The organism is Streptococcus sp. SS-4456, from assembly GCF_036680365.1.
In the GTDB taxonomy this organism is placed as follows: Bacteria; Bacillota; Bacilli; order Lactobacillales; family Streptococcaceae; genus Streptococcus.
In genome coordinates this window covers 1-533 of the sequence record NZ_JAVIHI010000102.1, presented here as the reverse complement: position 1 = coordinate 533, position 533 = coordinate 1, and the positions used below count along the sequence as shown (strand labels likewise).

Below are 533 nucleotides of genomic sequence, written 5' to 3'. Positions count from 1 at the left end.
ATGTGATACAGAAGTTGATTCTGAAACAGAGAGCGATTCTGAAACAGAGAGCGACTCTGAAGCCGATTGACTTTCTGAGTTCGATACGGACTCTGATGAACTGAGCGATTCAGACTCCGAAATCGATGTCGATTCCGATGCTGAAGTTGACTCAGATTGACTCGCTGATTCGGAAATCGATGCTGATTCCGAGGAGCTTACTGAAATTGAGTCTGAATCGACAACTGTCGTCAACACGACAGTATCTGCTTCTGCCAAGGTTGATGTACTTGTCTCTGATGTCGCGACAACTTCAGAAGCCATAACGGTTTCAACCGCGACATTCCCCCCCACAACAGCTCCCGCTGCTGCTAACCCGCGTAACAATTGGCTTGCTGTCATTGAACGTTTTACAGTGGCAAGGTTGACCTCGGCTGAACTTGCCGAAGACTTGCCTCCAATACGCATCAAACCGATTTGCGACATGACTGTCCTCACCCAGTGCTTACCGGATTTATGCATTTTTACACGACTTTTTCGAGATACTTCGGTAA

1 protein-coding gene is annotated in these 533 nt (G+C 47.3%); it reads right to left on the bottom strand.

The features are described 5' to 3' along the window. Positions 1-533, bottom strand: a 533-nt coding sequence (locus tag RFK25_RS11540; RefSeq protein WP_332413551.1) for an accessory Sec-dependent serine-rich glycoprotein adhesin, incomplete at both ends; no start/stop codon positions are given.